General features: G+C 69.6%; 24 protein-coding genes. 10 read left to right on the top strand and 14 right to left on the bottom strand.

The genetic code is table 11. The features are described from left to right. Nucleotides 1-61: 61 nt before the first annotated feature. The 5 genes from CFB50_RS16545 to CFB50_RS16525 form a co-directional block, all read right to left on the bottom strand. Entirely contained in the window at nt 62-970 is a 909-nt protein-coding gene (locus tag CFB50_RS16545; RefSeq protein ID WP_089446560.1) for a carbohydrate kinase family protein, read from the bottom strand. Continuing rightward, nucleotides 967-2,247: an AGE family epimerase/isomerase gene (locus CFB50_RS16540; protein ID WP_089446559.1), complete on the bottom strand. Its 1,281-nt coding sequence runs from the start codon at nt 2,245-2,247 to the stop codon at nt 967-969. Before CFB50_RS16540 ends, CFB50_RS16545 begins: the two co-directional genes overlap by 4 nt. Beyond that, on the bottom strand, nt 2,244-3,266 hold the full coding sequence (locus CFB50_RS16535) for a LacI family DNA-binding transcriptional regulator (RefSeq protein WP_046544274.1): 1,023 nt from the start codon (nt 3,264-3,266) through the stop codon (nt 2,244-2,246). Before CFB50_RS16535 ends, CFB50_RS16540 begins: the two co-directional genes overlap by 4 nt. A gap of 363 nt (nt 3,267-3,629) precedes the next feature. Next, nucleotides 3,630-5,468, bottom strand: a complete 1,839-nt coding sequence (locus CFB50_RS16530; protein ID WP_089446711.1) for an EAL domain-containing protein — start codon at nt 5,466-5,468, stop codon at nt 3,630-3,632. 268 nt (nt 5,469-5,736) lie between these two features. Continuing rightward, nucleotides 5,737-6,768, bottom strand: a complete 1,032-nt coding sequence (locus CFB50_RS16525) for a bile acid:sodium symporter family protein (protein ID WP_089446558.1) — start codon at nt 6,766-6,768, stop codon at nt 5,737-5,739. A 346-nt stretch (nt 6,769-7,114) separates the two neighbouring features. Here CFB50_RS16525 and CFB50_RS16520 point away from each other — a divergent pair, with 346 nt between their 5' ends. From CFB50_RS16520 to CFB50_RS16510, 3 genes are all read left to right on the top strand, one after another. Then, nucleotides 7,115-7,597, top strand: coding sequence for a peptide-binding protein (locus CFB50_RS16520; protein WP_089446557.1), 483 nt, complete (start codon nt 7,115-7,117; stop codon nt 7,595-7,597). A gap of 345 nt (nt 7,598-7,942) precedes the next feature. Then, entirely contained in the window at nt 7,943-9,019 is a 1,077-nt protein-coding gene (locus tag CFB50_RS16515; RefSeq protein ID WP_089446556.1) for a porin, read from the top strand. A 179-nt stretch (nt 9,020-9,198) separates the two neighbouring features. Further along, the gene (locus tag CFB50_RS16510) at nt 9,199-10,161 is read left to right on the top strand and encodes a LysR family transcriptional regulator (RefSeq protein WP_039346485.1); all 963 of its coding nucleotides are present in this window, start codon (nt 9,199-9,201) and stop codon (nt 10,159-10,161) included. A 115-nt stretch (nt 10,162-10,276) separates the two neighbouring features. Here CFB50_RS16510 and CFB50_RS16505 read toward each other — a convergent pair whose 3' ends face one another. Then, complete coding sequence (locus tag CFB50_RS16505) at nt 10,277-11,236, bottom strand: NAD(P)H-dependent flavin oxidoreductase (protein WP_047852303.1); 960 nt, start codon at nt 11,234-11,236, stop codon at nt 10,277-10,279. Between the two features lie 266 nt (nt 11,237-11,502). Here CFB50_RS16505 and CFB50_RS16500 point away from each other — a divergent pair, with 266 nt between their 5' ends. Beyond that, nucleotides 11,503-12,399 (top strand): alpha/beta fold hydrolase, encoded by an 897-nt coding sequence (locus CFB50_RS16500; RefSeq protein ID WP_089446555.1) that lies wholly within the window; start codon nt 11,503-11,505, stop codon nt 12,397-12,399. 55 nt (nt 12,400-12,454) lie between these two features. Here CFB50_RS16500 and CFB50_RS16495 read toward each other — a convergent pair whose 3' ends face one another. Further along, a complete protein-coding gene (locus tag CFB50_RS16495; RefSeq protein ID WP_011353413.1) occupies nt 12,455-12,946 on the bottom strand; it encodes an Lrp/AsnC family transcriptional regulator in 492 nt (163 codons plus the stop codon). Nucleotides 12,947-13,058: 112 nt separating this feature from the next. Between CFB50_RS16495 and CFB50_RS16490 the strand changes: the two genes are divergently transcribed. Next, nucleotides 13,059-13,961 carry a DMT family transporter gene (locus CFB50_RS16490; protein WP_089426477.1) on the top strand — a complete coding sequence of 301 codons (903 nt, stop codon included), beginning with the start codon at nt 13,059-13,061 and terminating at the stop codon, nt 13,959-13,961. Nucleotides 13,962-14,227: 266 nt separating this feature from the next. Here CFB50_RS16490 and CFB50_RS16485 read toward each other — a convergent pair whose 3' ends face one another. Genes CFB50_RS16485 through CFB50_RS16470 form a run of 4 tightly spaced genes read right to left on the bottom strand, consistent with a single transcriptional unit; the run spans nt 14,228 to nt 16,870 of the window. Then, nucleotides 14,228-14,440, bottom strand: a complete 213-nt coding sequence (locus CFB50_RS16485; RefSeq protein WP_089446554.1) for a DUF1289 domain-containing protein — start codon at nt 14,438-14,440, stop codon at nt 14,228-14,230. After that, nucleotides 14,437-14,943, bottom strand: a complete 507-nt coding sequence (locus CFB50_RS16480; RefSeq protein WP_089446553.1) for a YbaK/EbsC family protein — start codon at nt 14,941-14,943, stop codon at nt 14,437-14,439. Before CFB50_RS16480 ends, CFB50_RS16485 begins: the two co-directional genes overlap by 4 nt. 26 nt (nt 14,944-14,969) lie before the next feature. After that, complete coding sequence (locus tag CFB50_RS16475; RefSeq protein WP_046544281.1) at nt 14,970-15,902, bottom strand: hydroxymethylglutaryl-CoA lyase; 933 nt, start codon at nt 15,900-15,902, stop codon at nt 14,970-14,972. A gap of 26 nt (nt 15,903-15,928) precedes the next feature. Next, nucleotides 15,929-16,870 carry a 2-hydroxyacid dehydrogenase gene (locus tag CFB50_RS16470; protein ID WP_089446552.1) on the bottom strand — a complete coding sequence of 314 codons (942 nt, stop codon included), beginning with the start codon at nt 16,868-16,870 and terminating at the stop codon, nt 15,929-15,931. 349 nt (nt 16,871-17,219) lie between these two features. Between CFB50_RS16470 and CFB50_RS16465 the strand changes: the two genes are divergently transcribed. Continuing rightward, nucleotides 17,220-17,843: an RBBP9/YdeN family alpha/beta hydrolase gene (locus tag CFB50_RS16465; RefSeq protein ID WP_089446551.1), complete on the top strand. Its 624-nt coding sequence runs from the start codon at nt 17,220-17,222 to the stop codon at nt 17,841-17,843. Between the two features lie 255 nt (nt 17,844-18,098). Here the strand turns inward: CFB50_RS16465 and CFB50_RS16460 are convergent, their stop codons facing one another. Next, nucleotides 18,099-18,386 (bottom strand): hypothetical protein, encoded by a 288-nt coding sequence (locus tag CFB50_RS16460; protein WP_089446550.1) that lies wholly within the window; start codon nt 18,384-18,386, stop codon nt 18,099-18,101. 553 nt (nt 18,387-18,939) lie between these two features. Here CFB50_RS16460 and CFB50_RS16450 point away from each other — a divergent pair. From CFB50_RS16450 to CFB50_RS16440, 3 genes are read left to right on the top strand one after another with little or no spacing between them, the layout of a single operon-like run. Further along, the gene (locus CFB50_RS16450; RefSeq protein WP_089446549.1) at nt 18,940-19,695 is read left to right on the top strand and encodes a (2Fe-2S)-binding protein; all 756 of its coding nucleotides are present in this window, start codon (nt 18,940-18,942) and stop codon (nt 19,693-19,695) included. An 18-nt stretch (nt 19,696-19,713) separates the two neighbouring features. After that, nucleotides 19,714-20,715, top strand: coding sequence for an FAD binding domain-containing protein (locus CFB50_RS16445; RefSeq protein WP_089446548.1), 1,002 nt, complete (start codon nt 19,714-19,716; stop codon nt 20,713-20,715). After that, nucleotides 20,712-22,937, top strand: a complete 2,226-nt coding sequence (locus CFB50_RS16440) for a xanthine dehydrogenase family protein molybdopterin-binding subunit (RefSeq protein ID WP_089446547.1) — start codon at nt 20,712-20,714, stop codon at nt 22,935-22,937. Before CFB50_RS16445 ends, CFB50_RS16440 begins: the two co-directional genes overlap by 4 nt. Before the next feature lie 9 nt (nt 22,938-22,946). Here CFB50_RS16440 and CFB50_RS16435 read toward each other — a convergent pair whose 3' ends face one another. Further along, entirely contained in the window at nt 22,947-23,867 is a 921-nt protein-coding gene (locus CFB50_RS16435) for a LysR substrate-binding domain-containing protein (RefSeq protein ID WP_089446546.1), read from the bottom strand. A 112-nt stretch (nt 23,868-23,979) separates the two neighbouring features. Here CFB50_RS16435 and CFB50_RS16430 point away from each other — a divergent pair, with 112 nt between their 5' ends. Further along, on the top strand, nt 23,980-24,618 hold the full coding sequence (locus CFB50_RS16430) for a glutathione S-transferase family protein (RefSeq protein WP_089446545.1): 639 nt from the start codon (nt 23,980-23,982) through the stop codon (nt 24,616-24,618). A gap of 56 nt (nt 24,619-24,674) precedes the next feature. Here CFB50_RS16430 and CFB50_RS16425 read toward each other — a convergent pair whose 3' ends face one another. Next, nucleotides 24,675-25,946, bottom strand: coding sequence for an MFS transporter (locus CFB50_RS16425; RefSeq protein WP_089446544.1), 1,272 nt, complete (start codon nt 25,944-25,946; stop codon nt 24,675-24,677). Nucleotides 25,947-26,047 lie beyond the last annotated feature (101 nt).

The following is a 26,047-nucleotide window of genomic DNA, read 5'->3' as shown; positions in this document are numbered from 1 at the left end:
GCGCAGCATGTACAGCGCGGCTTATCGGTGACCGAACGGGGTCCGGCCGCCATCCTTCCCGTCATCGTTCGATCAGTGCGACGACCTCGTCGAGCGTCGGCGCGTGCGCGCCCGTATGGCGGCAGGCCGCGGCGCCTGCCGCCAGCGCGAACACGAGGTGCTCGCGCCACGTTCGCTGCGGCGCGGCCATCAGGCTGAACAGCATGCCGCCGATCGACGCGTCGCCCGCGCCGACGGTGTCGGCCACCTCGACGCGCGGCGGGCTCGCTTCATGCACGTCGCCGTCCGCGTAAAGCGTCGCCGCCTGCGCGCCGCGCGTGACGAGCACGGCCGCGCGTGGGTTCAGCGCGCGCACCGCGCCAACCGCGTCGGGGCCGTCGCCGCCGAACAGGTGCCGCAGGTCCTCGTCGGACACCTTGATCAGGTCGGCGAGCGCGGCCATCTTCTCGAGCGTCGGCCGGAACGCGGCCGTCATCAGGTTCCGGACGTTCGGGTCGAAGCTGATCTTCACGCCGCGCGCGTGCAGGTCGGCCGCGAGCGCGGCCAGCGTGCCGGCGAGCGGTTCGCGCACGAGGCTGATGCAGCCGAAGTGCGCCCATTTCACGTGGTCGGTCCAGCCGGCAGGCAGTCGCGCCGGATCGAACGCGAGGTCGGCGCTCGCTTCGCCGATGAAGAAGTACGCGGGCGGGCGCGTCTCGTGGACGATCGCGAGCAGCGGCGGCCGTGCGACGCGCTGCAGGAAGCGCAGGTCGAGCCCCGCCGCTTCGCTCGTGTGCCACAGCACGTCGGAGAAGCAGTCTTCGCCGATCGAGCCCGCGAGCGCGCTCGGCACGCCGAGCCGCGCAACCGCGCGCGCGACGTTCCAGCCGGCGCCGCCCGGCACCGAGGTCCATTGCGCGTCGCCCGCGCGCACCATGTCGGTCAGGATGTCGCCCGCCGACACGAAAGCCGGAAACGTGCCGCCGCTCATTGCGTCGGCTCGCTGCGCTGCGCGCGCGCGAGGGTCGCGAGCACGTCGTAGCATGCGCCCATCGTGTGATAGTCGGTCTTGCCGGCCGGGCTCTTCTCGTCGCTGTACTTGCGGTTGTCGCAGGTGAGGATGCGGTACCACGCGCCGTAGCGGTGATCGACGAAGTGCGCCCAGCTGTAGCGCCAGATCTCGTCGTACCAGTCCCAGAAGCGCTCGCTGCCGGTGCGCGCGCCGAGCATCGCGGCGGCCGCGAAGGTTTCCGCCTGCACCCAGAAATACTTGTTGTGGTCGCAGATCGTGAAGTCGGGGCCGAAGCCGTAGTACAGGCCGCCGTGATCGGCGTCCCACGCGTGCGTGAGCGCGGCGTCGAACAGCTCGGCCGCGCGCGGCACGAGCCAGTCGAGCGGGCGGTGCCGCTCGAGGATCAGCAGCAGCTTCGCCCATTCGGTCTGGTGCCCGGGCTGGAAGCCCCACGGACGGAAGATGTTCGAGCTGTCTTCCTTGTTGTAATCCCAGTCGACCGACCAGTCCGCATGGTAGTGCTCCCACACGAGCCCGCCCGACAGCGCGGCCTGGCGCTGCGTGATGTGGGACGCAAGCTTTTCCGCGCGATCGAGGTACGTGAGGTGGCCGGTCGCCTCGTACGCGGCGAGCAGCGCCTCCGTCATGTGCATGTTCGCGTTCTGGCCGCGGTACGACGACACGATCCAGTTCGGCGTCGCGTCGTCCGCATAGAGGCCCGCGGCCGCATCCCAGAAACGGTGCTCGGCGAGCTCGAAGGTGGCCGCGATCAGCGGGCGGGCCTCGTCGAGGCCGGCCATCGTCGCGTGCGCGGCCGCGAGCAGCACGAACGCGAGCCCGTAGCAGTGGCGCGTGCCGTCGAGCGTTGCGCGCTTCGCGCCGTCGCGCCAGTCGAGCTCCCAGTCGTAGCCCTGCAGCGCGTCGTCCCAGTGCGCGTCGCGCAGGAAGCGCAGCCCGTGGCGCGCATATTCCAGGTGGCGCGGATCGCCGAAATGCCGGTACGCCATCGCGTAGTTGAAGACGAACCGGCAACTGCTGACGAGGTGGCGCGACGTGCGGTTGTAGATGCTGCCGTCGTCGCGAAAGTAGTGGTAGAAGCCGCCTGTCGGGTCGAACGCGTTCGTGGCGTAGAAGCGCAGCGTGTCTTCGATGTGCGACAGCAGGAACGACGGATCGCGGAAACTCGCGACGAACGGCGCGGCTTGCGTGTGGGTGGCCGGCGCGGCCGTGCAGGGTTGGACCGGGGGCATGTTCATGATGATTCGGTGACCGTTGCGGTATCGAGTGCCGGGGAGCCGGCGGGCTGGCTGCTGGCCCGCACGATCAGCTCGACGGGCAGGGAAATCTCGGTGCGCTCGGGCGCTTCCGCGAGCAGCAGCTCGACGCCGCGGCGGCCGAGCGCCTCCTTGTCGACCGCGAGCGTCGTGAGCGGCGGGCTCGCGTGCGCGGCGGCCGGGATGTTGTCGAAGCCGACGATCGCGATGTCGTCGGGAATGCGCAGCCCGCGCGCGGTGCAGACGCGCTGCGCGGCGAGCGCGGCCGCGTCGTTGTACGCGAAGACGGCTTCCGGGCGCGGGCCCGGCGCGTCGAGCAGCTGCTCCATCGCCCGCGCGGCGCCGGTATCGGGATCGAGCCCCGCATCGATCGTCACTTCGTACGCGGGATCGAACAGCCGCCCGGCCTCGAAGAACGCACGCCGGTAGCCGATCGCGCGCTGCGCGATGCTGTAGTGCGCGGGCGAGCCACCGATGAACGCGATCCGCGTGCGGCCGGTGGCGAGCAGGTGGCGCATCGCGAGCGCCGCGCCCGTCGCGTTGTCGATGTTCACCGAGCGCAGCCCGGGCGCCCACAGGTCGATCAGCACGAGCGGGCGGCCGGTCGCGGCGAGCGCCTCGATCGTCTCGGGCTCGATGAAGCCGGCCACCGCGATCGCGTCGGGCGCGTGCGGGCGCATCTGGCGCAGCACGTCGTCGTTCGGCCCGACCGTGAGCAGCGTCGGCACGATGCCGCGCTCGCGGCACGCGTCCTCGACGCCGTGCAGCACGTGCGAGAAGAACGGGCTGGCCGGAAAGCGGTTGTGCTGGCGATGCAGCAGGAAGGTGAGCCGGCGGATGCGCGGCCGCAGTTGCGCGGGATCGTAGCCGAGCCGCTGCGCGATCTCGACGATGCGCGCACGCGTGGCTTCGGACAGGCCCGGCTGGTTTTTCAGCGCGCGGGAGACGGTGCCGATCGAGACCTCTGCCGCCCGCGCCACATCGCGAATGGTCGTACCCATCGTTCGGGGTCCGGTTTGTTTAGGGTGGAAGCGATTGTATAGTAAAACGAATTGCGGAATTCGGGCCGGATAGCCGGGGAATACCCGCAATTTCCCGGGTTTTAAGCGCTAATCTGCGAAAACACCGTTACTAAAAATACTAAACAAAACACGAAAAAGGCAAGGTGGACGTGCGGATGCTTGGCGAGGGGGAAGCGGATGGAAAATGGCCCGGCTTCACGCATTCGCGCGAGTCGTGCCCAGCTGCCTTCGCGGGCTGCCGGAAAGGCGCTATGCAACTAACGGTCCGGCTGCCCGGCGGGCGAATGCGCGCCCCCGCCGCACCGGGCGCCGCCGTGTCTCCAGGCGGCGGTCGGCCGCCGTTCAGCGTATCGCCACGGCCGGCGGTTCGCCGCGATGGCGCAGCGCGGCGCGGCCCGCATCGAGGTCGACGACCGCGAGCCCATCCGGCTGCTGTTTCGCGCGCCGCTTCGCGAGCGCGGCGACCGACGCGATCTCGTCGCTGCCGTAACGCTTCGCGCCGTGCGCGCCGGCCGCCACGCCGACCGCGCCGATCGCCATCGTCACGAAGCCGAAGAACGCCGGGTTGCCGTGGCGGTCCTCGCCGTGCAGGCCGCCCGCCTGCCGGTCGGCCTGCGTGTAGAAGAGCCGCGCGCCGTCGTTGAAGCGGGCGATCGCGTCGGCGGCGCGTTCGCGCCAGTCGGCGCGCTGGAACAGCACGAGGAAATCGTCGCCGCCGACGTGCCCGAGAAAGTCGCGCTGCGGGTCGCACACGCCGGCCAGCACCGTCGCCGCGAACTTCAGCACCTCGTCGCCCTGCCAGTAGCCGTACTGGTCGTTGAACGGCTTGAACTGGTTCAGGTCGACGTAGCACGCATGAAAGCCGGCGTCGCGCTGGAGCAGGCGGTCGATGTGCGCGCTGATCGGGATGTTGCCGGGCAGGAACGTCAGCGGATTCGCGTAGCGCGCGGCCTCGATGCGCATCTCGGTCACCGCGCGCACCAGGCTCTCGCCGGTGCCGAGCCCGACGTAGCGACCGTGTTCGGTGATCACGAAGCCGTCCGCGAGATAGCGCTGGTCGTGGCTCGCGAGCAGCATCGCGAGCTGCTCGAAGGTCGTCGCGTTGTCGATCATCAGCGGCGCGTCGTTCGCGAACTGCAGGCACGGCTTCTTCCCGAACACCTCGCGGTGATACGGCAGCGCGAAGCGGTCGATGAAGCCGCGGCGATTCACGAGCGCGACGGGCCGCCCGCGTTCGACGAGTGCGACCGCATGCAGGTCGGGCATCCGGTTGAACAGGTCGAGCACGTCGTTGCTGGTCGCGTCGCGCGGCAGCGCCGGCGCGGGCACCAGCATCTTCCCGGCGATCGTGCCGGCCGGCCGCACCGAGCGCGTCGCGCCGGGAAACACCGCGATGTGCGGCGTGCGGATCGCATCGCGCGCGGCCGGCGCGACGACCCGCGACGGCTGCGCGTTCGGCCGGCCGAGCAGGAAGCCCTGCACGCAGCAGATGCCCATGTCGCGCACGACGATCAGGTCGCGTTCGTTCTCGATGCCTTCCGCGATCAGTTTCGCGCCGCTCGCCTGCGCGAAGTGCTGCATCGCCTTCACGGCTTCGAACTTGAGCGGATCGCGGGCGATGTCGTGGATGAAGAAGCGATCGATCTTCACGACATCGGGATGCAGGCGCAGCCACAGGTTCATGCTCGCGTTCGCGGTGCCGTAGTCGTCGAGCGCGAACTGGATGCCGGCGTCGCGCAGCGACGCGACCGCCGGCCCGATCTGGGCGACGTCGGGAATCGCATTCTGCTCGGTCAGCTCGATCACGATGCGCTCGGCGCCGATCCGCGCGCGGACGAGGAGCTGGCGTGCACGCTCGCGTTCGCTGGCGAGCTTCAGGATCGTCCCGGCGCTGAAGTTGAGGAACAGCTTGCCGTCGCAGCCGAGTGCCGCGAACGCGTCGAGGCAGGTGCGCGCAGCCGCCTGTTCGAGCGCGATCGTTTCGCCTTCGCGCGCGGCCTGCGCGAACAGCGCGGCGGGCGGCTCGAGGTCGGTGCCGCGCGGGCCGCGTATCAGGCCCTCGTAGCCGACGACCGTCCCCGACCCGAGATCGACGATCGGCTGGAAGACGGCGGCGAGCGCGCGATCCGCGATCAGGCGCGTGATGCTGGCGGCAGCGGAATCGGAGTGGGGCGCGGGCATGGGCGAGGGCAGCCGAATCGACGGGACGCCCGACATAACGGCATCGCCCGCGGAGAATTGAATGAAGATTTCGTGACACGATGGGCGCTGCTGGTGCATCGCGCTCGGGGCGCATTGGTGCGCATTGGGAAGGGGGCGGCGGTGCGGCGGTGCGGCGGTGCGGCGGGAAGGCGGGAAGGCGGGAAGGCGGGAAGGCGGGAAGGCGGGAAGGCGGAGGGCAAGAGCGCCGGGACGGCCCCCCGCGATGACCGTCCCGCCGCCCTGCTCGTCAGCGCTTGCCCGCGCTCAACGCGCCGGACGCCGATGCCGCGTCGCCCTCGTCGTGCTCGCCGCTCATGTCGCGCGCCCCCCAGCGCTGCGCGAGCGCCGCGCACGCCATCAGCTGGATCTGGTGGAACAGCATCAACGGCAGCACGATCGCGCCGACCGCGTTCGCCGAGAAGATCACCTTCGCCATCGGCACGCCGGCCGCGAGGCTCTTCTTCGACCCGCAGAAGATGATCGTGATCTGGTCGGCGCGGTTGAAGCCGAGCCGCTTGCTGACGAACGCGGTCAGCAGCAGCGCGATCGCGAGCAGCACGAGGTTGACGACGAGCAGGCCGCCGAGTGCGCGCGGCGGGATCTGGTGCCACAGGCCTTCGTTGACGGCCTCGCTGAAGGCGACGTAGACGACGAGCAGGATCGAGCCCTGGTCGACGAAGCGCAGCACGCCGCGGTTGCGGTCGATCCAGCCGCCGATCACGGGGCGCAGCAACTGGCCGGCGATGAACGGCACGAGCAGCTGCATCACGATGCTGCCGACGGTGCTCCACGGCGACGCGGCGGCGGCCGACTGCGACGTGATCATCAGCCCGACGAGCGCCGGCGTGACGAAGATCCCGAGCAGGCTCGACGCGGATGCCGCGCACACGGCGGCCGGCACGTTGCCCTTCGCGATCGACGTGAACGCGATCGACGACTGGACCGTCGACGGCAGCGTGCACAGGAACAGCACGCCCGCGTACAGCGTCGGCGTGACGAGCGGCTGCAGCACGGGCTTCAGCGCGAGGCCGAGCAGCGGGAACAGCGCGAACGTGCTGAGCAGCACGACCGCATGCAGCCGCCAGTGGGTCGCACCCGCGATGACGGCTTCGCGCGACAGCTTCGCGCCGTGCAGGAAGAACAGCAGGCCGACGGCGATGTTGGTCGCCCAGTTGAACGCGTGGGCGGCCGGGCCGCGGCACGGCAGGAGGCTCGCGAGCACGACGGTGCCGACGAGCGCGAGCGTGAAGTTGTCGGGAAGAAAACGGGGACGGGCCATCGGGAACTCGATTCGGAAACGACGGAGGCGCGCGTCGCGCGCGCGGATGGCGCCATTGTCCCGGTCGACGATTCACTACACAAATGCATTGTGGGAATCGATTGATGAGCCAATCTCATGCAACAGCGTTCGCGGCACCGGCCCCGCCGGGCGCAAAACGGCGGAAGAATGTTCTGTCGCGGTCGCGCCCGGAAGTGAAAAAACCTAGCAGTAACATGGTGTTACACCGATGCCGGCGACATAACACTTTTTGGCTCGACACGCTTTCGGCCCGCCCATAAATTACTGATGAAAGCCTTGGGTCGGCCGAAAGGAGCCGGCGGCGGGCGTGGACAGGCACTGAACGATGACGGAACGCGTGAAACGGAAGATCGGACGATGGGTGGCAGGCGTGCTCGGCGCGCTGCTGTTGCCGCTCGCGCTCGCGCAACCGCCTCACGGCGGTTATGCGTTCGGCGGCCACGGCTTCGGTGGCGGCGACATGCACGCGTACGGTCAGCCGGCAGGTGGTGGGCCCGTCTGGCGCCGCGTGGCGCCCCCGGCCGGTGCACGCGCCGGCGGCGTGAACGGCTACGGCTCCCGCTGGGGCCTGCGCCCGACGCCGTCGTATGGCCATTACGCCGCGCAAAGCCCGTATCGTCCGATCAGCGCCGACGCGCGCCAGGTGCCGCGCCCGCCGGGCGGCGGCAACGTGCCGCTGCGTGCCGGGTCGATCCGCGCCGACGTCGCGCGCTACAACGAGGAGCGCGGCGGACGCCCGATGCCGCCGCCCCGCTCGCAGGAAGAGCCTGCGCACTCGCCGTATTTCTCCCCGTTCTACCGAAACTGAGCGCCCGCGCGCTCGTCCCTCCGGCGGCTGATGCGAATTCGCCACAGTCGCGCACAGATTTCCGCTGATTTTCCCGTCGCATTGCGCTATCTTTCGCGCCCGGCTCGCGTGTGCCCCGCTGCCGTCCCGCCGCGCGACCGCGTTCGTGCGGGGCCGCCGGCAGGCGCCCGGCCATGTATCAATTCCGCGAAGTTAATGCCGCCGCTATACCCGCAATAAGTGTGCGCAATTTTGACCGGACGAATGATCCGTAAAGATGGCTGCGCCCCATACGACGCAAGCACTCGGCTCCAAAAAACAACGCTCGCGCCACTTATCGACAATTCGACAAAATCTGGAGATCCAATGAAAGCATTCGCACGCCGTGCGTCGCGCACGTCCGTCAAGCTGATCGCCGCGGCTGCCTGCGTGGCGGCTACCGCTCCCGTCCATGCACAGTCGAGCGTGTCGCTCTACGGTCAGGTCGACGAATGGGTCGGCGCAACCAAGTTCCCGGGCGGCAACCGCGCGTGGAACGTGAGCGGCGGCGGGATGTCGACGTCGTACTGGGGCTTGCACGGCGCCGAGGATCTCGGCAACGGCTACAAGGCGATCTTCACGCTGGAAAGCTTCTTCCGCGCGCAGAACGGCCAGTTCGGCCGCTTCCAGGGCGACACGTTCTTCGCACGCAACGCCTACGTCGGCATCGATTCGCCGTACGGCACGGTGACGGCCGGCCGCCTGACGACGCACCTGTTCCTGTCGACGATCCTGTTCAACCCGTTCTACGACTCGTACACCTTCTCGCCGATGGTGTACCACGTGTTCCTCGGCCTCGGCACGTTCCCGACCTACCCGAGCGACCAGGGTGCCGTTGGCGATTCGGGCTGGAACAACGCGCTGTCGTACACGTCGCCTTCGTTCGGTGGCCTGAATTTCGGCGCGATGTACGCACTCGGCAACCAGGCCGGCGACAACGGCTCGAAGAAGTGGAGCGCGCAGTTCAACTATGCGAACGGCCCGTTCGCGGCGACCGCGGTCTATCAGTACGTGAACTTCAACAACGGCCCGCGCGACCTGAGCGCGCTGGTGACCGGCATGAAGAGCCAGGGCATCGCGCTGGTCGGCGCGACCTACGACCTGAAGCTGGTGAAGCTGTTCGGCCAGTACATGTATACGAAGAATGACCAGGTCGCGGGCAGCTGGCACGTGAACACCGCGCAGGGCGGCGTGTCGGTGCCGCTCGGCGTCGGCAACGCGATGGCGTCGTACGCGTACTCGCGCGATTCGGGCGGCCTCGACCAGACGCGCCAGACCTGGGCCGTCGGCTACGACTATCCGCTGTCCAAGCGCACCGACGTCTACGCTGCGTACATGAACGACCACATCAGCGGCCTGTCGACCGGCAACACGTTCGGCGCCGGCATCCGCGCGAAGTTCTGACGCACACGCGCGACCGGCGCGCCGGACGGCGCGAAAAGTGCGTCCAGACTGCATGTTTTTCACGCCAGAACGGCGCCGCCACCCGCGGCGCCGTTTTGCCTTTGTTGACCTTTCTGTTTCCCCGCCTTTGTTACCCTATCTCGTAATTGGAACATTCCCCGTCATTACGAGCGAGTTCGATGGATACCCTCGTCAGCATGAATGTGTTTCGCTACGTCGTCGAAGTGGGCAGCTTCGTCGGCGCGGCCGAGCGCATGCAGATGTCGGCTGCGATGGCGAGCAAGCACGTGATGCATCTCGAGCAGCAGCTCGGTGCGCGGCTGCTGCATCGCACGACACGACGCGTCGCCCCTACCGAGGCGGGACGCGAATACTATGAGCGCCTCGTGCAGGCGCTGTCCGAACTCGACGAAGCCGGGCAGGCCGTCGGCGCCGCGAGCGTGGTGCCGCAAGGCAGGCTGCGCGTGACGTCGCTGTCGGCGTTCGGGCTGCGGCACGTGATGCAGGCCGTCACCGATTATGCGGGCCGGTTCCCGGACGTGACCGTCGACATGACGCTGTCCGATCGCGTGGTCGACCTGATCGAGGAAGGCTACGACGTCGCGGTGCGCGCGGCGCCGAACGGATTGAAGTCGTCGTCGCTGGTCGCGCGACAGATCGCGACCGCGCACATCCTGCTGGTCGCGTCGCCCGAGTATCTCGAGAAGCACGGCACGCCCGCGACGATCGGCGATCTCGCGCACCACAACTACCTGCGGCGCGACTCGAATTCGACGATGCTCGACTCGCTGGTGATCGACGCGGCCGCCGCGTCGCGCGTGAACCTCAACGGCAACCTGATCGTGAACCATCTCGAAGGGCTGCGTGCGGCCGTGCTCGCGGGCGCGGGCATCGCGCTGCTCGGCACCGAGGTGGTCGGCGACGACATCGAGTCCGGTCGGCTCGTGCCGGTGCTGCTCGATGCGGTGCCGCCGCACGAGGCGCCGATCTACGCGGTCTACGCGAGCCGTCGTCACGTGTCCGCGAAGGTGCGTTCGTTCGTCGACTTCCTGGCGGCGCGTTTCGAAGGGCAGTCGCTGTGCCCGTCGATCGAATCGCGCCTGCGCGTGCTGCCGATCACGCGGATGAAGCGCGCGGTCTGAGCCGTCTTTCCCGCGGCAGCGGGGCAATGAAAAAGCGCGAACCGCTGCGGTTCGCGCTTTTTGTTTTATCCGACGGCATTCGCGCCAGCGGCGGCCGTGATGGCCGCCGCATCCGTCAGCGCGGAATGCCGAGCCGTGCCTTCGCGTCGTCGTACTCGCGCTTCAGGCGTTCGACGAGCGCGCCCACGCTCGGCAGGTCGTCCATCAGGCCGACGCCCTGGCCGGCGCCCCAGATGTCCTTCCACGCCTTCGTCTTGTCGCTGCCGAAATTCATCTTGGTCTTGTCGGATTCCGGCAGCGCCTCCGGATCGAGGCCGGCCTTCTCGATGCTCTCCCGAATGTAGTTGCCGTGCACGCCCGTGAAGAGGTTCGTGTAGATGATGTCCGACGATTTCGCGTTCACGATCGCGTGCTTGTAGTCGTCGATCGCGTGCGCTTCCTGCGTCGCGATGAAGCGCGTGCCCATGTACGCGAAGTCGGCGCCCATCGCCTGCGCCGCGAGGATCGAGCCGCCGTTCGCGATCGCGCCGGACAGCACGATCGGGCCGTCGAAGATCTTGCGGACTTCGCCGACGAGCGCGAACGGCGACGTCGTGCCCGCATGGCCGCCTGCGCCGGCCGCGACGAGGATCAGCCCGTCGACACCGGCTTCGAGCGCCTTCTGCGCGTGACGCAGGTTGATCACGTCGTGCAGCACGATGCCGCCGTAGCTGTGCACCGCATCGACGATCTCGCGCGCCGGTGCGCGCAGGCTCGTGATGAAGATCGGCACCTTGTGCTCGACGCACACGCGCACGTCGTGCTCGAGCCGCGCATTCGACTGGTGGACGATCTGGTTGACCGCGATCGGGCCGATCACCGCGTCGGGATTTTTCGCCTGATGGTCGGCGAGCTCGGACTGGATCTGCGTGAGCCACTCGTCGAGCAGTTCGGCCGGACGGGCGTTGAGCGCGGGGAACGAACCGACGATGCCCGCCTTGCATTGCGCGAGCACGAGTTCGGGGTAGCTGACGATGAACATCGGCGACGCGATGACGGGCAGCGTCAGGTTCTGCAGGACGGTGGGCAATGCCATGTGATGTCTCCAGTCTCCAGGGGCGGCCGCGCGGTCGCGCCGACGCCATGCTTTGCGGTCGAACGGTGATTCGAGTGTAGCTGCGAAACGATGTCGTCCTTATTAATACGAACGATCGTGCGATTCTACGCGAGCTTAACAAAATGCGCGGTGTGCCGGCAATCGAGTGAGTGTTCTCTTTCTACGGAATCTGGCTGTTGCCCCGCTGTGTAGATGCGCAAGCGCTCCTAAAATAGCCGCCATAACAAACCAACGAGAAACAAACCATGTCGTTTGAGGCGTTTGCACCGTTTCGCGTGACGGTGCAGGACACCGACATCTTCGGTGTCAAAGGAGGCGCGGGTCCGCCGCTCCTGTTGCTGCACGGACATCCGCAAACCCACATGATCTGGCATCGCGTGGCCGCGACGCTCGCGAATCATTTCACGGTGATCGCCACCGACCTGCGCGGGTACGGCGCGTCGGGCAAGCCGCCGAGCGACGCGCAGCACGTGCCGTATTCGAAACGGGCGATGGCGGCCGACCAGGTCGCCGTGATGCGGCATTTCGGCTTCGAGCACTTCCACGTGTGCGCGCACGATCGCGGCGCGCGGGTCGCGCACCGGCTCGCGCTCGATCATCCGGACGCCGTCGAACGGATGATGCTGCTCGACATCGCACCGACGCTCGCGATGTACGAGAAAACCGATCGCGCGTTCGCGACCGCGTATTTCCACTGGTTCTTCCTGATCCAGCCGGAGCCGCTGCCCGAGACGCTGGTCGACGCGCATACCGATGCGTACATCGAGCGCGTGATGGGCAACCGGTCCGCCGGGCTGGCGCCGTTCGCGCCCGAGGCGCTCGCCGCGTACCGGGCCGCGCTCGCGCAGCCGGGCGCCGTGCATGCGATGTGCGAGGACTACCGCGCGTCCGCGACGATCGATCTCGAGCACGACCGTGCGGATCTCGAGCGCGGCAACAAGGTCGCGTGTCCGCTGCGCGTGCTGTGGGGCGAGAACGGGATCGTCGGCCGCTGCTTCGATCCGCTCGACGAATGGCGCCGCGTTGCGCGCGACGTCAGCGGCCGTGCGCTCGAGTGCGGGCACTACATTCCGGAAGAGGCGCCCGTCGCGCTGATCGACGAACTGCTGGCGTTCTTCGAGGCGCGCGACGCGGCTGCGTGACGGTACGCGTGGGCACGCGCGAGCACGTCAGCGGCGCGGCCGCGTACCGGCTCGTTCAGCGGTGCGCGCCGTCGTCCTCGACGAGCGGCGGCAGCCGGCGCGGCACCGGCGTCGACTTCACGATCGCGGTGCTCGTCTCGGCGCGCTCCGTCACTTTCGACAGGATGTCGTCGAGGTGCGCGATCGTGCGCAGGTAGAGCCGGCAGATGAAGCAGTCGTCGCCGGTCACCTTGTCGCACTCCACGAATTCGGGAATCCGCCGCAGCATCTCTTCGACGAGATGCAGCTGGCCGGGCAGCGGCTTCACGCGGACGATCGCCTGCAGCGTGTAGCCGAGCGCGCGCGGGTCGAGCTCGACGGTGAACGCGGCGATCACGCCCTGCGCCTCGAGCCGCCGCACGCGGTCGGCGGTCGCGGGCGCCGACAGCCCGATCTGCCGGGCGAGTTCGCTGGTGGCGATGCGCGCGTCGTCGGCCAGCGCCGCGAGGATCGCGCGGTCGGTCGCGTCGAGCGACGCGACGGCAGGCGGGGAAAGGCGTTTCGGCATGATCGCTTTGCTTTCGAAGGTGAATCGGTCGATTCACTTCAGTTTAGCCGTGGTTGCCGCGAAAGCAAGTTTCTAGAATCGAAGTCATCCACTCTTCTGAACGGAGTTCACGATGGCTTCGAATGAAATTCGCCGCGGCGCCGCCGAGATGGTCGTCGCGATGATGATGTCCGGCACGATCGGCTGGCTCGTGATGTCGTCGCAGCAGCCGCTGACGAACGTCGTGTTCTTCCGCTGCCTGTTCGGCGCCGCGACGCTCGCGATCGTCTGCGCGGCGTTCGGCTTCCTGCGCCGCGCGCTGTTCTCGCCGCGGATGCTCGCGCTGGCGACGCTCGGCAGCGTCGCGATCGTCGCGAACTGGCTGCTGCTGTTCGCCGCCTATTCGCGCGCGTCGATCTCGATGGCGACCGCCGTCTACAACACACAGCCGTTCATGCTCGTCGCGCTCGGCGCGATCGTGTTCCGCGAGCGGATCACCGCGTCGACCGTCGCGTGGCTCGCGCTCGCATTCGTCGGGCTCGTCGCCGTGGTGCGCGTCGAGCCGGCCGTGCTCGCGGTGCCGGGCGAATACCTGGAAGGCGTCGCGCTGTCGCTCGGTGCGGCCTTTCTGTACGCGATCTCGTCGATCGTCACGAAGCACCTGAAGGGCACGCCCCCGCACCTGCTTGCGCTGCTGCAGGCCGGCCTCGGGGTCCTGCTGCTCGCGCCGTTTGCGCACTTCGGCACGTTGCCAGCGACGGCCGGGCAGTGGCTCGACCTCGTCGTACTCGGCGTCGTGAACACAGGTCTGATGTATGTGCTGCTGTACGGCGCGATCCAGAAGCTGCCGACCGCGATGACCGGCGCGCTGTCGTTCGTCTATCCGGTCGTCGCGATCGTCGTCGATCACGTCGCGTTCGGGCAGACGCTCGCGTGGACGCAGGTGGTCGGCGCGCTGCTGATCCTGCTCGCGGCGGCCGGCGTGAATCTCGGCTGGCGCATCGTGCCGGCCCGTCGCGCGGCCGTCGGCCACTGAAACGGTCGTGCGATTCGGCGAGCCGCTGCGGGGCAGCGCAGCGGCTCATCGAATGCTGATTTCAGGAACGCGTATTGCGGGCAGCGGGTGCGTATAGGGCGAGCAAAAGTCGTGCGTGCATACGCGTGCAAGACGCTGTAAGAAGTTGTAGGGAAACACCCGATGCGATGCGGCCGCGTCGCTCGTATGATGCGGGCTGTGACGTTGATCACGTTCACAGGATTCCGATCTCATGCCGTTCGCCTGTCAGGCTGAACGGCTTTTTTTTATGCGCCGCTTCTCGCCAGCAGACGCCGCCGCGCATCGAGCCGCGCGAGCAACGCGCGCCTCGCGTCGTCGTCCGATGCGCGCCATCCCTTGATCTCGTCGCGCGTGCGCAGGCAGCCCGCGCACCAGTCGGTGCGCGGATCGATCCGGCATACGTCGGTGCACGGCGACGCGACCGTGCCGACCGGCATCGTCACCGGCACGTCGCTCATGCGGGCTCCCGCAACGCGACGTCCGTGACCGGCGCGCCCGTCAGCGACACGAGTTCGTTCGGCGACAGGTTGAACACCGCGTGCGGATGGCCGGCGGCCGCCCACAGGCTGTCGAGCTCGAGCAGGTCGGCGTCGATCAGCGTGACGGGTTCGACGAGATGGCCGATCGGGCAGACGCCGCCGATCGCATAGCCGGTGTTGTCGCGCACGAACTTCGCGTCCGCGCGGCCGACCGCGCCGACTTGCGCGGCGACCTTCTTCTCGTCGACGCGATTCACGCCGCTCGCGACCACGAGCACGGGCGCGCCGTCCGACTGGCGGCGAAACAGGATCGACTTCGCGATCTGCGCGACCGAGCAGCCGAGCCCGGCCGCGGCTTCGGCCGACGTCTTGCCGGTTTCGGCGAGCATCACGATGCCTTTCGCATGGCCGCGCTCGCGCAGCAGCAGCGCGACGCGTCGCGCGGAATCGGGGAGGGAATCGAACGAAGCAGGTGTCGTCATGTTGAGGAATCCATCGAATACCGGGGTCATACGCAGTTCGCGGCGTCGGCCGCGCTCTGCGCCTTGGCGAGCAGTGCGCGACCGGCGCGCGACACGTTCGCGCGGCCGATCGCGTTCGAGATGAAGTCGCCGGCGGCGACGACCTGCGCGAGATCGATGCCGGTGTCGATGCCGAGGCCCTGCATCAGGTACAGCACGTCCTCGGTCGCGACGTTGCCGGTTGCGCCCTTCGCGTACGGGCAGCCGCCGAGGCCCGCGACCGACGCGTGGAAGATCTCGATCCCTTCGAACAGCGCCGCGTAGATGTTCGCGAGCGCCTGGCCGTAGGTGTCGTGGAAGTGGCCGGACAGGCGTTCGCGCGGGAACACGCGCGTGACGGCCGCGAGCACTTCGCGCGTGCGCTTCGGCGTGCCGACGCCGATCGTGTCGGCGATGTCGATCTCGTCGCAGCCGAGCGCCGCGAAGCGTTCGACGACGTCGACAACCGACGCGACCGGCACCTCGCCCTGGTACGGGCAGCCGAGCGTGCACGACACGCTGCCGCGCAGCCGCAGGCCCGCATCTTTCGCGGCCTTCGCGACGGGCTCGAAGCGCGCGATGCTTTCGGCGATGCTGCAGTTGATGTTCCGCTGCGAAAACGCCTCGCTCGCCGCGCCGAAGATCACGACTTCGTCCGCGCGCGCCGCGACCGCATTCTCGAAGCCCTTCAGGTTCGGCGTGAGCACCGAGTACACGGTGCCCGCGCGGCGCTCGATACCGGCCATCACGTCGGCGCCGTCGGCCATCTGCGGTACCCATTTCGGCGACACGAACGACGCGGCCTCGACGTTGCGGAAGCCGGCGTGCGACAGCCGGTCGACGAGCGCGATCTTCACGTCGGTCGGCACGAAGGTCTTCTCGTTCTGCAGCCCGTCGCGCGGGCCGACTTCGACGATCTTGACGGCGGTGGGGAACGTCATGGTTGTCTCCTGGTGTGCTTGTAGGTTCAGTAGCCGCGTGCGTAGTCGACGATGCCGCCGACGCGCTCGCCGCGCTCCAGTGCGCGGATCTTGCCGGCGATCTGGGCGATGGCTTCGTCGCGCAGCGTCTCGGCCGAGCTGTGCGGCGTGATCGTGATGCGCGGCGCGTGCCAGAACGGATGGTCTTCCGGCAGCGGCTCGCGGTGGAATACGTCGAGCGTCGCGGCGGCGATCTGGCCGCTCGCGAGCGCGTCGAGCAGGTCGGCTTCGACGAGATGCGCGCCGCGTGCGACGTTGACGACATACGCGCCGGGCGCGAGCCGTGCGAACGTGCGCGACGACAGGATGCCGTCGGTGTCGGGCGTGCTCGGCAGCAGGTTGACGAGCACCTTCGCGCCGTCGATGCACGCATCGAATGCACCGTCGCCGGCGAAGGTCGTCACACCGTCGAGCTGCTTCGCGCTGCGGCTGTAGCCGCGCACGGGCAGGCCGAGCGCAGCGAGCGCGCGCGCGACCTGCGCGCCGAGCACGCCGAGGCCGAGCACGGCGACGGTGAAGCTGGCGCGCGCATGCGGTTCGAGCGGTTGCCAGCGGCGCTCGCGCTGCAGCACTTCGTATTCGTCGAAGCGGCGCAGGTAGCGCAGCACCGCGTGCGTCACGTATTCGACCATCTGTTGCGCCATGCCCGAATCTTCGAGCCGCACGAGCGGCACGTGCGGCGGCAGCGTGCCCGGATGCGCGTGCTCGAGCGCGAGCAGCGCGTCGACGCCGGCGCCGAGGTTGAAGATCGCGCGCAGGCCGTCTCGCGGGGCGAAGAATTCACGCGGCGCGCGCCAGACGAGCGCGTAGTCGGCGGCGGCCGTGTCGCCCGGCTGCCACGCGCGCAGTTCGGCTTCCGGCAGCGCATGCGCGATCTCGTCGCGCCACGCGTCTGCTTCGTGGTGTGGGGAATGGAACAGGATCTTCATTGGATGACGGCGTGCGCGCCGGCGAGGCGCGTCACGGGAACGGCGAGCGGGGCCGGGCGCAGCGCGCCGGCGGGCGTAGCGGACATCGGGCGTCTCCTGACGACCGGGCGCCCGGCGCGTCGGCGCCTGGCCCCGGTTCCGTGTGAAGCTGACGGGAAGCCCACATTCTACGGTCTCGTGGCGCATCGCGCGCCGGTGCGCGGGGCGGGCGGACGCCCGGATGGCCGGCCCCCGGATGGCCGGCCCCCGGATGGCCCGCCCCCGCAAAAGCAAAGCACAAAATATTGGTTCGGCCGCCGCACACGCCGCGCCACAATCGAATCCCGTCTTCAAGCAAGCGAGGGCAATCATGCGCGCATGCAGCAAATCGGCGTGGCCGCCGCGGCTCGTCACCGTTCCGGGCTTGCACGGCAGCGAAGGCGCTCACTGGCAGACCTGGCTCGAACGGCAGTTCCCGCGCTCGCTGCGCGTCGAACAGGACGACTGGGACGCGCCCGATCTCGCGCGCTGGGCGCAATCGGTGCGCGCATTGCTCGACCGCGAACGCGGCCCGTTCGTGCTGGCCGCGCACAGCTTCGGCTGCCTCGCGGCCGCCCATGCGCTCGCGCAGTGGCCGCATACGGGCGACGTCGCGGGCGTGCTGCTCGTCGCGCCCGCCAGTCCGAAGAAATTCACGTTTGCCGGGCCGTTCGACGCGCGCCGGCTCCCCGTGCCGTCGATCGTGATCGGCAGCGAAACCGATCCGTGGATGCCGCTCGGCGACGCGCGCACGCTCGCGCAGCATCTGGGCAGCGCGTTCGTGAACCTCGGCGACGCGGGGCACATCAACACCGCGGCCGGCTTCGGGCCGTGGCCGCGCGCGAAATACTTCATCGACACGCTCGTCCACTGCGCGGCACCGCTGCGCTTTCGCGATGCGGACGACGGCTTCGAGGCCGCGCTCGTCGATCGCGCGCTCGCGCACGCGGTCTGACGGGCGGGCGGCGCGGCGCATGCCGCGCGGCGGCTGTCGCGGCATCGCGCGCCGTTGCGCTTGCGACGCACGCACGGGCCTGACGCCGGCCGGGTCCGAATCGCTCGGCCGGCCGGGCTCGGCGTGGCCCGCGAGGTGGCGCGACGCCATGCCGTTTGCGCCACCGCCGACCGTGACGTCATGTCAGCGACGCCTCCCAACGAATGCCCACCGCTCTCCCCGAGCGGGTCCGACTCATATCACGTGGTGACGGGATCAGCCCGGCGACGACGCGGCCGCGCTGGAGGCGGCTGCATTCGCGGCGGGCTTCGCATCGTCGTCGTCATCGGGCGGGTAGTGCACGACGGGCGGCGCGAGCGGCGCGGCATCGGACGCGGCGGTATTCGCGCTCGCGTCGCTGTTGAACGCGCTGGCGGCGCCGCTCGATGCGCCGCCGGCCTGCTGCGCGGCGTCGGTCGCGTTGGCGTCGTGCGGCGCGTCGTCGCTGCAGGCGGCGACGAAAACGGCGGCACACAGAACGACGGCGACGAAAACGCGACGCATGACTTCTCTCCTGGCAGGCTGATCGGGAAACGTTTTCGAGTATGCCGCCGCGATGCGACGTTTCGGTGAATCGTTTGCGATGCGAGTGTAATCGCGACCTGTTTTCGTCAGGCCGACGGAACGCCTTCGCGGCGATCCGCCGGCATGCGTGCGGAATTTTCCGGCAGAGACGGATGCTGCGCGCATTTACACGGCGCGCAACGACGCGACGCGGCCACGGCGACGCGAGCGCCATGCGCGCCGTTGCACATGCACCCGGCAACTTTCGACCGATGTGCGGCCGGATGCGCCGGAAAACCGGGCGTTATTGCCGCTTCGTCAGCGAACGGCCAGCCGCGCGCCAGCGGGGTGTCATGAAGGCATGGTCAGCGGCAACGTGTTCCGTCTGCCGCCCGGTGCGCGCCGCGCACGGGTGACTGGCGCGGCACATCGGCGTTGCCCCGCCGTTTCGCGGCACCGGAATTGCTCGTTGCCGATGCGCGTGCCGACCGCGCCGCCATCCGGGCGCGGGGCGGCACATCTGCGTCCATCAACCATGGAGCGAGCAGAAATCATGTCCAGCGATCAATCCGATTCTCCGTCTGCCGAACCGGCGCGCGATGCCGCCCCGTCGCCGCTCGGGTTCGGCCATTCAGCGGCGCCGCGGTTGCCGCGCGATACGCCGTCCAGTGCCGCGCGGCGCCGCTTCCTGCAATCCGCGGCGGCTGCCGCGACCGTCAGCGCCGCATCGCACGTTCATCCGCAGCCGTCGTACGCGGCATCCACGCCGGCCGCGCCCCGCCGCGATACGGTGCCGGCGCAGCCCGTGCGTCTCGACATCAACGGGCGCGCTTACACGCTGCAGCTCGAACCGCGCGTCACGCTGCTCGACGCCCTGCGCGAATACGCCGGGCTCACGGGCACGAAGAAGGGCTGCGATCGCGGGCAGTGCGGCGCGTGCACGGTGCTCGTCGACGGGCGGCGCATCAACGCATGCCTGACGCTCGCGGTGATGCACGAAGGCGCGCGGATCACGACCGTCGAAGGGCTGGCGCGCGGTGGCGTGCTGAGCCCGGTGCAGCGCGCATTCGTCGAATGCGATGCGTTCCAGTGCGGCTACTGCACGTCCGGCCAGCTCTGCTCGGCGACCGCGCTGCTCGACGAGTTCGCGGCGGGGGCCGGGAGCGCCGCCACCGACGACGTGCGGCGCCGTCCCGCGCAGCTGTCGGACGACGAGATCCGCGAGCGCATGAGCGGCAACCTGTGCCGCTGCGGCGCGTACCCGAACATCGTCGCCGCCGTGCGCGCCGCGCACGCGGCGCGCGGCTAGCCGACGGAGGGCACCGCAATGGAAGCGATCTCCTACGAACGCGCGACCGACGTCGCCGGCGCCGTGCGCGCGGCACAGCGGCCCGGCGCCGCATTCATCGGCGGCGGCACGAACCTGCTGGACCTGATGAAGGGCGGCGTCGCGCGGCCCGTCACGCTCATCGACATCACGCGGATCGCGGGCCTGGATACGGTCGATGCGCTGCCCGGCGGCGGCGTGCGCATCGGCGCGCTCGTGCGCAACAGCGATGCGGCCGACCATCCGCGCATCCGCGCCGACTATCCGCTGCTGTCGCAGGCGCTGCTCGCCGGCGCGTCCGCGCAATTGCGCAACATGGCGACCGTCGGCGGCAACCTGATGCAGCGCACGCGCTGCCCGTATTTCTACGATCCCGCGTTCGCGCAATGCAACAAGCGCGAGCCGGGCAGCGGCTGCGCGGCGATCGGCGGCCACAACCGGATGCACGCGATCCTCGGCGCCAGCCCCCAGTGCGTGGCGGTGAACCCGTCGGACATGAGCGTCGCGTTCGCCGCGCTCGACGCCGTCGTGCAGGTGAGCGGCCCGCGCGGCGCGCGGCAGATTCCGATCGCATCGTTTCACCGCTTGCCGGGAGATCGTCCCGATCTCGACACGACGCTCGAGCCGGGCGAGCTGATCACCGCGGTGGACTTGCCGCCGCCGCGCTTCGCCGACCATGCGCACTACCTGAAAGTGCGCGATCGCGCGAGCTACGCGTTCGCGCTGGTGTCGGTCGCGGCCGCGCTGCGGATGGACGGCCCGCGCGTCGCCGACGCGCGGATCGCGCTCGGCGGCGTCGCGCACAAGCCGTTGCGTGCGATGGAGGCGGAAGCGCATCTCGCGGGCCGCACACCGACCGACGCGACGTTGCGCGAGGCGGCCGCGCTGGCGTTGCGCGACGCGCGGCCGCTCGACGGTAATGGCTTCAAGGTCGCGCTCGCGCAGCGGGCGATCGTCCGTGCGGTCGAAACGGCAGCCGCCGTGCCGGGAGGTGCCGCATGAACACGATGACGGGACAACCGCTAGACCGTGTCGACGGCGTGCTCAAGGTGACGGGCGGCGCGCACTACGCGGCCGAATTCTCCGATGCGCGGCTCGCGCACGCGGTGCTCGTGACGAGCACGATCGCATCCGGGCACATCGAGTCGATCGATGCGGCGCGCGCCCGCGCGATGCCGGGCGTGCTGATCGTGATCACGCACGAGAACGCGATGCGGCTGCCCAACGGCGGCCGGCCGCCGCTGTCGCCGCCCGCCGGGCGCCGACTCACGTTGCTGCAGGACGATACGGTGCGCTACAGCAACGAACCCGTCGCGGTCGTCGTCGCCGAAACGCTCGAGCAGGCGACCGACGCCGCGCATGCCGTGCACGTGCGCTATCGCGCGAGCGATGCCGTGGCGGATTTCGCGCTGGCGTTGCGCGGCGCGCGCGTGCCGCCGAAGCAGCAGGGCCGCCCGATGGATACGCAGCGCGGCGACGTCGATGCGGGCCTGCGCGAAGGCGCGGTGCGCATCGACGCGACCTATACGACGCCGATGCAGCATCACAACCCGCTCGAGCCGCATGCGACGATGGCGCGCTGGGACGGCCCGACGCTCACGCTGCACGATGCGACACAGGGCGTGTCGGGCGCGAGCACGGCGGTGGCCGCGGTCTTCGGCATTGCGCCGGACCACGTGCGCGTGATTTCACCGTTCCTCGGCGGTGGCTTCGGCTGCAAGGGTTCGTCGTGGTCGCACGTGTCGCTGTGCGCGATGGCCGCGAAGCAGGTCGGCCGCCCGGTTCGTCTCGCGCTGACGCGGCCGCAGATGTTCGGCCCGGTCGGCGGGCGGCCGTTCACCGAACAGCGCATCGTGCTGGCCGCCCGCCAGGATGGCACGTTGACGGCGATGCGCCACGACACGATTGCCACCACGTCGACGTTCGAGGACTGGATGGAGATGTGCGGGATGCCGTCGCGGATCATGTACGCGGTGCCGAACCACGCGACCACGCACCGGATCGTGTCGCTGAACGTCGGCACGCCGACGTTCATGCGCGCGCCCGGCGAGGCGTCGGGCTCGTTCGCGCTGGAATCGGCGATGGACGAACTCGCGTGGCGGCTCGGCATGGACCCGGTCGCGCTGCGGCTCGCGAATTACGCGGCGGTCGATCCGCAGGACGGCAAGCCGTGGTCGAGCAACAAGCTGCGCGAATGCTACGAGGTCGGCGCGCGGCGCTTCGGCTGGTCGCGCCGCACCGGCGCGCCGCGCACGATGCGCGACGGCGACACGCTGATCGGCCTCGGGATGGCGGCCGCCACATATCCGGCGAACCGCAGCGAAGCGTCGGCGCGGGCGCGCATCTTGCCGGACGGCACGGCCGAAGTCGCATCGGGCACGCAGGACATCGGCACCGGAACCTACACGGTGATGACGCAGGTCGCGGCCGATGCGCTCGGTTTCTCGCCGCAGAACGTGCGCTTCGTGCTCGGCGATTCCAGCCTGCCGCGTGCGCCGGTATCGGGCGGCTCGCAGTCAGCGGCGAGCGTGGCGCCGGCCGTGCGCGAGGCCGCGCTGCAGGCGCGCGCGAAGCTGGTCGCGCTGGCGGTCGCCGCCCCCGGATCGCCGCTGCAAGGCGCCGCGGCCGACGACGTGACGGTCGACAACGGCTGGGTCGTGCATCGCGGCGACCCTTCGCGGCGCGATCCGGCCGCGGCGGTGATCGCGCGTGCGGGCGGTCAGCCGATCGACGCGCAGGCGACGACGAAGCCGGGCGACGAGAAGTCGCGCTATGCGTCTCATTCCTTCGGCGCGGTGTTTGCCGAAGTGCACGTCGATGCCGAACTCGGCACGATTCGCGTACCGCGCATCGTCGGTGTCTACAGCGTCGGCAGCCTGCTCAACGCGAAAACGGCACGCAGCCAGTTGATCGGCGGGATGGTGTGGGGGCTCGGCACCGCGCTCGAGGAAGGCTCGCATCTCGACGTGCGGCACGGCCGCTTCACGAACGCGAATCTCGCTGAATATCACGTGCCCGTGAACGCGGACATCGGCGAGCTGGATGTGAGTTTCGTCGACGAGCGCGACACGCATTTCAATCCGCTCGGCATTCGCGGCATCGGCGAGATCGGCATCACCGGCGTGCCGGCCGCGATCGCCAATGCGGTCTATCACGCGACCGGCGTGCGGGTGCGCGATCTGCCGATCACGCTCGACAAGGTGGCGATGCTGACGCGGGCGTGAGCGCCGGCGTCAGCGCCGCGGCGTCCTGCGCCTCACTTCGCTGCGCAGCCAGTCGAGCCACGTGCGGATCGCCGCTTCGTGCGGATGGCCGGGGCGCCACACGACGTAGTGCGCGTACACGTCGGCGATGCGCACCGTCGACACGCGCACGAGCGTGCCGTCCGCGAGTTCGGGCTCGATCAGCGAGCGGCGCGCGAGGGCGACGCCGCGGCCTTTCAGCGTCGCGTCGATCAGCGCATTCGGATCGGTGAAACGCGGCGCGCGTGCGGATTCGGTGAGGTCGAGCCGCGCGGCCTGGAGCCACGGTTCCCACGGCTGCGCCGGATGGCGCAGCAGCGTCGCGCGCACGAGATCGGCCGGCGCGCGCGGCGCGACGCCGTCGCGATTGCGGTACGTGGGGCTCGCAACCGGAAAGATCGTTTCGTTCATCAGCTTCTCGGCGACGACGCCCGGCCACGTGCCGGGCCCGTAGCGCAGCGCGACGTCGATGCGGTCGCGCTTGCGCAGCGGTGCGAGCGCCACGTCCGGGTGCAGCGCGATCGCGATGTGCGGATGCGCGGCCGCAAAGCGCGGCAGGCGCGGTGCGAGCCAGCGCTCGGCGACGCTCGGCAGCACGCTGACGTTCAACGTGACGTCGCAGGTGCGTGCGCGACTGCGCACGGCGAGCGCCGGCTCGAACGCGCGCTCGAGCACGCTGAGGCCCTGGCGTACCTGCAGTGCGAGCGCGTGCGCGGCGTGCGTCGGCGTCGCGCCGTTACGCTCGCGCGTGAAGAGCGGATAGCCGAGCTGCGCCTCGAGCGCACGGATGTGCTGGCTGACGGCGCCTTGCGTGAGCGCGAGCGCGTCGGCCGCGCGCGTGAAGCTCTGCAGCCGCACGGCGGTCTCGAACGCACGCAGCGTCTGCAGCGGAGGAAGGTGGATGCGTCGCATGCGGGTATTAGTAACACTAATGTCCGAGCACGACAATTCATCGTTTGCGGCGGGCAGGCACGCGTTCCTACACTCGGTTCCGTCTTCCACATCCCCGTCGGGCCACACCACCATGAACGCCTATCGTCTCTACCTTTCGCCGGGCGCCTGCTCGCTTGCCGCCCACATCGCGCTGGAGGAAACCGGCGCACCGTTCGACGTCGAGATCGTGTCCGTTCGCGAGCAGCAGAACCTCGAAGCGCGCTATCTCGCGATCAACCCGAAAGCGCGCGTGCCCGTGCTCGCGATTCCGGGCGAGCCGCGCGTGCTGACCGAAACGCCGGCGATCCTCACGTATCTCGCGCGCCGTTATCCCGATGCGCAGTTGCTGCCGTTCGGCGATCCGCTGCGCGAGGCACGGTGCCACGAATGGCTCGCCTGGCTGGTCGGCTGGGTGCATGGCGTCGGCTATGGCGCGCTGTGGCGGCCGGGCCGCTTCATCGGCGATCCGGCCCTGCATGGCGAGGTCAGTGCGCACGGGCGGCGCACGATCGAAGCCGCGAACGAGACGATCGAAGCCGCGCTCGCCGACGGCCGAACATGGGCCGAGCCGGGCGCGCATTCGATCGTCGATCCGTTCCTGTTCGTGCTGTATCGCTGGGGCGTCGCGATCGGGCTCGACATGACGCGGCATGCGGCTTGGACCGCTCATGCGCAGCGCGAGGCCGAGCGGCCGGCGTCGCGGCGTGCGATGGCGCGCGAAGCAGCCTGACGGATTGCGCGGGCGTCGTGGCGAGCGCTGCGACGCCCGCGTGAGACGAGCGGCTGCTATTTCGCGGCGAACAGCGGATAGGTCGCGCCGGCGACCAGCGCGGCCGCGAGCCACACGACACTCCACGAGCTGACCGCGAGCAGCGGCGGAATCGCGAGCGGCGTCGCAAACAGCCCGAGGTAGACGATCGTATTGGCCATCCCGAGTGCGGTGCCTGCCTGATTCGCGCCCGCGAGCGTCGCGAGCTCCGTGTACGCGACACCGTGCCACGCGGACACGCAGATGCCGGCGAAGACGAGAATCGCGACGATCGCGGCGAGCGGCACGTGCGCACTGCCGGCCGTTGCGGCTGCGAGCAGCGCGAACGAGCCGGCCGCGACGAATACCGATCCGCGCAGATACGCGCGCCGGTTGCCGTGCCGGTCGGTATGACGGCCGCTCCACACGCGCATCACCATCGCGCCGAGCTGCAGCGCGACCATCGCGGCACTGATGCCGGCGAGGCCGAGCCGGCCGAAGTCGTGCAGGAACACCGTCGCGAACGTGAGCACCGCGAACTGCGGCGCGCACAGCAGGCCGATGCCGAGGACGATCCGCCACACGGGGCCGCTCACGAGCGGGTTGCGCACCTGCCGCGCGGATGGCTGCCGCTCGACGGGGCGATGCGTGGCGGGGTGCGTCACGGCCGGTTCGGCCGGCGGCTCGTGCAGCCAGCGCCAGGTGAGCGCGGCCGATCCCGCGCACAGCAGCATCAGCGCGCCGAATACCGCGGCAAAGCCCAGGTGCGACGCGAGCGACGGCAGCAGCGCCGCGCCGACGCCGCCGCCGAGCGGCACGGCCGTCTGGCGGATGCTCATCGCGAGCCCGCGTTCGCGCTCGCCGAACCAGCGCATCACCGCGCGCCCGCTCGACCCGTTCACGCTGCCGCCGAGCAGGCCGACGCAGCACATTGCCACGACGACGCGCATCAGCGGCGGCACGCCGTGCGCGGTCGGGACGATCGTGCACACCATCAGCGCGAACATCGCGGCCGTCGCGACGAGCCCGGCGAGCAGCACGCGCCGGTCGCCGAAGCGGTCGGCGGCCATCCCCCACGGCAGCTCGGACAGCGCGACGCCGAAGCCGAGCGCGCCGAGCACGAGGCCGAGCGCGCCGTTGTCGAGGTGATAGGCCGTGCGCATCCACACGGCCGTGGTCGGAATGCCGGCCGCCGCGGCCGAAAAGCTCATGTTCGCGGCGACGCCGGCCGCCAGCACGCGCCAGCGATGAGCCGCGCCGCGCACGTCGCGGGCGGGCGAGGAGGGGGAAGCGATGCACGAGGTATCCATGACGGCAGGCCCGGTTGGAAATTGACATCCACAGTCTGGCGCCCTACATTCATCCTGAAAATCGGAAAGTTCTTGATGAATCGTTCGATAAAACAGGATGG

It is taken from the genome of Burkholderia sp. AU33423 (assembly GCF_002223135.1).
Lineage (GTDB): Bacteria > Pseudomonadota > Gammaproteobacteria > Burkholderiales > Burkholderiaceae > Burkholderia > Burkholderia lata_D.
The sequence above is the reverse complement of the archived record's forward strand: the minus strand, read 5'-3'. Positions and strand labels throughout refer to the sequence as shown.